Raw genomic sequence first — 5,555 nt, forward strand, 5'->3', positions numbered from 1 at the left:
TGCCTGAGCATCAAGACGCAGAAGAACCCATTCGCACTTTGCCGCAAGTTACTGATCAACGCCTCCCGCGCGGCTTATGATCAGTTACAGCTGCTTCTCGCAGCTACTGCGTAACATCAGTTAGTAATAAAAACATTTATAGAGGAATCCTGTGTTTAGCTGGTTCGAATCTCGCGTCAATACCTACCCAGACGCTCCCCCTGCTCAGCCCCCCAAGGGCTTTATGCCATTTTTGTGGGCGGGTACGCGCGGCATGCGTGGACTCATCCTCTCCCTCGTCATCCTTACCTCTGCCATAGGTGCTTTTGAAGCCTTGCTGTTCAGCATGCTTGGCTCGGTAGTCGATTGGCTCAGCGCAGTTAAACCCAATGAGCTATGGGAAAAAGAAAAGACCCACCTGCTTATGCTCGCGGGTATTTTGCTTGCCAGCCCGTTGCTGATTGCCTTGCAAGCGCTGTGTAAATACCAGGGGCTTGCGGGTAATTTTGCCATGTTGCTGCGTTGGGACTACCACCGGCACCTGCTTGGCCAGAGCATGGGGTTTTACCAAGACGAGTTCGCGGGCCGCGTCTCGGCCAAGGTCATGCAAACGGCCTTGGCAGTACGTGAAACGGTGATGATCGTCTGCGACATCATGGTTTTTATTGGCATCTACTTCATCACGATGATTGCCGTGGTCGGCAGCTTTGACAGTACCCTGTTGTTGCCATTCTTTGGCTGGCTGGTGGCATACATTTGCACCCTGTATTTCTTTGTGCCGCGGCTGGGTAAGGTCGCCAAGGAACAAGCTGATGCCCGCAGCCTGATGACAGGTCGCATCACCGATGCCTACACCAATATCGCCACGGTGAAATTGTTTAGCCACACCCAGCGTGAAGCCCAGTTTGTCAAAAGCGCAATGCAAGACTTTATGCAGACTGCTTATGCCCAAATGCGCTTGGTGAGTGGCTTCGAAATCGTCAACCACATTCTGAGCATGGCGCTTATCGCCAGTACGGCGGGTGTCACGCTTTGGTTATGGATGGAAGGCAAGGTCGGTATTGGCGCTGTGGCTGCGGCTACCGCCATGGCGCTGCGTCTGAATGGCATATCGCATTGGATCATGTGGGAAATGGCGAGTCTGTTCGAAAACATTGGCACGGTGCAGGATGGTATCAATACGCTTTCACGCCCGATTGCGGTGAAAGACGCACCGGACGCCAAACCGCTGCAAGTCACCAAAGGCCAGGTACGGTTTGAAAACGTTACCTTTGCCTATGGTGGTGAAAGGCGGGTAATCGATAACCTCAATCTCACTATCAAGCCCGGTGAAAAAATCGGTTTGATTGGTCGCTCGGGTGCGGGCAAAAGCACACTGGTCAATATCTTGCTGCGTTTCTACGATCTGGACCAAGGGCGTATCTATATTGATGACCAAGACATTGCCCACGTTACGCAAGACAGCCTGCGTTGGAAGGTCGGCATGGTTACCCAAGACACCAGCCTGCTGCACCGGTCGGTACGCGATAACCTGCTTTATGGGCGGCCAGACGCTAGTGACGAAGAGATGATTACCGCCACAAAGCGTGCCGAAGCCTATGACTTTATCCAAACCCTGACCGACCCCAAGGGCCGTAAAGGCTTTGAAGCCCATGTGGGTGAGCGTGGCGTGAAGTTATCGGGCGGCCAGCGGCAACGTGTCGCCATTGCCCGCGTCATGCTCAAGGATGCGCCCATCTTATTGTTGGATGAAGCTACCAGCGCGCTTGATAGTGAAGTAGAAGCTGCTATTCAAAGCAGCTTGTACAGCTTGATGGAAGGTAAAACCGTGGTAGCGATTGCACACCGCCTATCAACGATTGCTGCAATGGACAGGTTGATCGTCATGGATGAGGGGCGAATTGTGGAGGAAGGCGACCACGCATCACTGCTGGCTACCGGTGGTTTGTATGCGAGGTTATGGGCGCATCAAAGTGGCGGATTTTTGGGTGAGGAAGTTTCAGACGAGCTGGCGATGGCTAAATAAGTTAGCTGCCTAGTCGTATCGCGAACTCTGATTTGGTAACGCTGGGCGAATGTTTTTCAGAGGAGGTGAGGGAAATGTTGAATAACTGTTTTCCCCACACCTTTTGACAATGTGTTGTCACGTTTTACAGCAGCAGCGTGCTTGAATAATGCATTATTGACGTTGGGATTTACGGGGCCATGATGCTGCATAGTGATCGTTTGCGATTAGCCATGGACCATGAAATTTCATGAGGGGTCTGTTCATTTTCCAGGTTGGGAAGAGATTTCATGACTTCCTCATGCAACTTGGGAAGACTATACCAAGGGGCCCATGGGAAAATATGATGTGCCGTATGCAGGTTAAAGTTCAACAGTACGTATTTAGACCAGATGGGCAGTTTTTTGTATGAATGTGTCACCTAGTCTTGTTCCCAATAGGGCAAAGCTTTGTCGGTTTGATCATCCAACGGCGATTCGGCATGGTGCGGCAGATTTGCGAGTTCTTCCAAAAAAAACAGAATAAAGAGTGCCACTAGGTAAATGCCCATAAAGTGAAGAAATAGTTTTTGTTGTAGAAGCACTGCTAGAAACGCAATATATGCTGCTGCATTCAAATAAATAACTTGAATCTCTTTCTTTATCCGCAGGGTCTGGTTGCCTTTCTCCCTTTCCTGAAATGCATCTTTCCAGAGCCCGACTCTGTCATTGATTGTAAATAAAGGCATCCAGCTACCCCAGATACGTTCCAGGTTTTGCGTTTTCTTCTGGGTAATTGTGGAGAAAAGTTTAATCAGCCGTTTGTTGGCGGGGTCGCCTTCTGGGTGCCCTGTCCAGGCATGGTGTAGTAGATGAGATCATTTCCTTGCTAGAAAAGGTATTTGGATAATCCATCCACAAATATGGCCAACTAAGTCGTTCATTTGTTTGGAGTGGGAAACCGCCGAGTGTGTTGCTTCATAAAGCAATAAATAAACGTGAAGAAAAATCAAGCCCAAAAGAAATATTGCGAGGAGGGTAAATAGACCCCCTAATGATATTAGGTATAAGGCTGAGATTAGTGCGCCAATATCAAATGCCATAATGCCAAAAGTACGCCATCTTGTTTCAGTGTGACGAAATTGGACGTTGCAACGTGTCCATTGCTGCTTGTTCATGTTTAATTCGCCTCTGCCGTATCTTCCAGGTACAAATAATCTTCCAGTGCATTGATAGCATCTTTTCTATGCCAAACGACAATGGTTTCGAATCGGTCGTCAGAGAAAGGAATCGGGGGTATGTTCATTTCTTTTGTAAAGCCAAGCGGTTCGCCAAGATGCTTAAAGGTACGAATTTGGGTAGTACCCACTACACCGCTATAACTGAGCTTGTAGCAATGCAAAATTGCTCGGGCCATAATCTCTTTTGCCAGAGTACGCCCTGAAAACTCACCAGCTACCCATAGCCCACGAAATTCGCAGATATCAGACTCTGCACGAATAATGCCCCGAGATTCTTCGGGTAAGAAGCTACCCTCTGCTTCCAGTGGGAGGCAATGATTGTCGCTTCTCGTATAAATCCGTATTCCACCAATCATTTCACCGGTAGAGGCCTCGGATGCAATTGCCAAATAAGTACCTGGTACGATTTGCAAGTTGTCTTGTTTTAAGATCACGTCTCTTAATCCGAAGCGGCTTAAAGACAGTTTTTGCTTTTCCAGTAGGTCATGAAATAGCATATTATTTTTAGTAAGGTCTTCAACTGAAATATTCCAGTCCACTGTTTATGATTCCTTTATTATGGAATTGTTTTAGCGATGTTGGCAGATTGTTAACGTCTGCATCAATGCTGATATGTTAACCCTCAATGTTGAATGCGCGCACAATAACGCAGTATTGCATTGGCTGCAAATAAACAGGCGGAATATAATGCATTGATTTTTAATCAATTAAATTATTAATTATAATAGAAAAATAATTTCAAGTTTAAATATGATGTTTAATCAAAAATTAAGCATGCGCTATTTGATAGTCTTTAGGCTGATTCTAGAAGACAATTAATGAGATTTTATTTATGAGGGCACTGCTTTTTGAGGAGGCATTTAGCGTAAGAGGAGAAATGCGGTGCGTTTCGCCAAACGCTTACGCGCTGCAATACGCTGATGAGGAAAAGTCAGGCAGCGGTAGTTGGGAGGGGGTAGAAATCCGTACCCCCTGGAGCTATCAAGCTTTCGTGGTTGGTGTTGCTAGGGACACGGTACTAGAAGTGGGAAGGCCTTCTTGCTGCCAACGATCGAATTCGGCCATTACGGTTTTGTAGGTATTCTCGCTAATTTCAGGTAGCTTGCCGCCTAGTTCTTCACGTGCGGAATCAAAGCCACTTTGTACGGCTGCCCGTACTTTTTCTAATTTCTCTGGATCGCCACCTGCGGTAAACAAAGCGAAGTTGAGGATGCGCTCGGCAGTTTTGCGCACGCCCCACTCACCATCATCGGCAATGGCTTGCTTGGCGGCCTCTATTTCTTCAGGCTTGGCTGTTAGTTTTTGTTCTCCGCTGAATACTTTGTTCCAATTCAAGCCTTGCTCGTCGATGACGCCACGTAATTGCTCCATGAATCGGGCCACCTCTCTTTCCGAATCTTCCAGCATGGTAGCTAGATCGGGCCGGGCAGCGCGTAGAAGACTACGCGGGTCGGTATAGGTTTGGGTGGCATCCTCAGTATTGCTTTGATTAAGACTGACTTTATCGCTTGGTGGGCTTGCGGTGTTGTCGCTTGTAGCAAGCGCGACGCCTTCGGCACGTTTACGTGCTTGATTGGCATAGGCAACGTTACTGGTTACGGATGAGATAGTGTTGGCCATTTTTTTCTCCTGTCGCTACATAGCAATCTATCGTCATTGTGGCAGAGAGCTTTAGCCCGTTTGGCGGGAAAATGAACAGTAAGGTAAAGGTTAGAATGAGCGATACGGCATATGATTTCAGTAACATCGGCCTTAAGGCCCAAAGAGGTGAGCTTGTGTGTAGGCCCATTTTGGTTTGCATGCTAGGCCGTAAGCAATCCGGGCTGTTGGGACCTGTCAGTAATTTCGTGTTCAGGGCATATCATGCTCCCAAGGAGAGAGAGTATGCCTCGCAAACAGAAAACCCAGCCCATAGCCTTGCCGTCGATTTCCGCCGAACTGCTGGAACAATTCGGCAACGAGCCCATGACGGCTAAGACCATCAATACCGCTACGGCAGTCCTGAAGAAAGCCTTGATCCAACGGGCACTGGCTGCCGAGATAAACCACCATCTTGGCTATCCACCCAGTGCGCCTAAGCCAAACAGCGTTACCAATCAACGCAACGGCCGGCGTGCCCATGAATAAGGTGCGACAGCTGACTGCGTCGCAGAAGGGGGAGGTGCTGACGCTGATCTGGGTCAGTACTTCACCCGATCTGGAACAGGACTTGTTGCCCATTCGTATTATTCACCCGGCAACTAAGTATTGATCAGGCGGCGTACTTGATCCTGGGGTCTTCGAAATAGGAGCACACTCGTTCCGGGGTGTTTTCCAACATCTCCATATGGGCTTTGGTCGCTTGCTTGAGCT

General features: G+C 48.5%; 5 protein-coding genes and 2 pseudogenes. 3 read left to right on the plus strand and 4 right to left on the minus strand.

The genetic code is table 11. From position 1 onward, the window contains the following. Positions 1–151: 151 nt before the first annotated feature. Positions 152–2,005 carry an ABC transporter ATP-binding protein gene (locus tag CSQ89_RS19535; protein ID WP_099407709.1) on the plus strand — a complete coding sequence of 618 codons (1,854 nt, stop codon included), beginning with the start codon at positions 152–154 and terminating at the stop codon, positions 2,003–2,005. A 169-nt stretch (positions 2,006–2,174) separates the two neighbouring features. Here the strand turns inward: CSQ89_RS19535 and CSQ89_RS23335 are convergent. The 4 genes and pseudogenes from CSQ89_RS23335 to CSQ89_RS19560 all read right to left on the minus strand — a co-directional run. Continuing rightward, positions 2,175–2,828, minus strand: a pseudogene (locus CSQ89_RS23335) (fatty acid desaturase); the annotation flags it as partial. 12 nt (positions 2,829–2,840) lie between these two features. Next, positions 2,841–3,140 carry a hypothetical protein gene (locus CSQ89_RS19550; protein ID WP_099407712.1) on the minus strand — a complete coding sequence of 100 codons (300 nt, stop codon included), beginning with the start codon at positions 3,138–3,140 and terminating at the stop codon, positions 2,841–2,843. Between the two features lie 2 nt (positions 3,141–3,142). Next, the gene (locus CSQ89_RS19555) at positions 3,143–3,742 is read right to left on the minus strand and encodes a hypothetical protein (protein WP_139022857.1); all 600 of its coding nucleotides are present in this window, start codon (positions 3,740–3,742) and stop codon (positions 3,143–3,145) included. A gap of 442 nt (positions 3,743–4,184) precedes the next feature. Beyond that, positions 4,185–4,823, minus strand: coding sequence for a hypothetical protein (locus CSQ89_RS19560; RefSeq protein WP_099407714.1), 639 nt, complete (start codon positions 4,821–4,823; stop codon positions 4,185–4,187). Between the two features lie 264 nt (positions 4,824–5,087). Between CSQ89_RS19560 and CSQ89_RS19565 the strand changes: the two are divergent. Both CSQ89_RS19565 and CSQ89_RS23560 read left to right on the plus strand, forming a co-directional pair. Further along, a pseudogene (locus CSQ89_RS19565) lies at positions 5,088–5,321 on the plus strand (IS256 family transposase); the annotation flags it as partial. A gap of 1 nt (position 5,322) precedes the next feature. Continuing rightward, entirely contained in the window at positions 5,323–5,454 is a 132-nt protein-coding gene (locus CSQ89_RS23560) for a hypothetical protein (RefSeq protein ID WP_255408660.1), read from the plus strand. Positions 5,455–5,555 lie beyond the last annotated feature (101 nt).

The organism is Chitinimonas sp. BJB300 (genome assembly GCF_002735695.1).
In the GTDB taxonomy this organism is placed as follows: domain Bacteria; phylum Pseudomonadota; class Gammaproteobacteria; order Burkholderiales; family Chitinimonadaceae; genus Chitinimonas.

Coding starts and splice junctions, on each gene's coding strand:
- CSQ89_RS19550 (WP_099407712.1), bottom strand. CDS start 3,140: ATGAACAAGCAGCAATGGACACGTTGCAACGTCCAATTTCGTCACACT.
- CSQ89_RS19560 (WP_099407714.1), bottom strand. CDS start 4,823: ATGGCCAACACTATCTCATCCGTAACCAGTAACGTTGCCTATGCCAAT.
- CSQ89_RS23560 (WP_255408660.1), top strand. CDS start 5,323: ATGAATAAGGTGCGACAGCTGACTGCGTCGCAGAAGGGGGAGGTGCTG.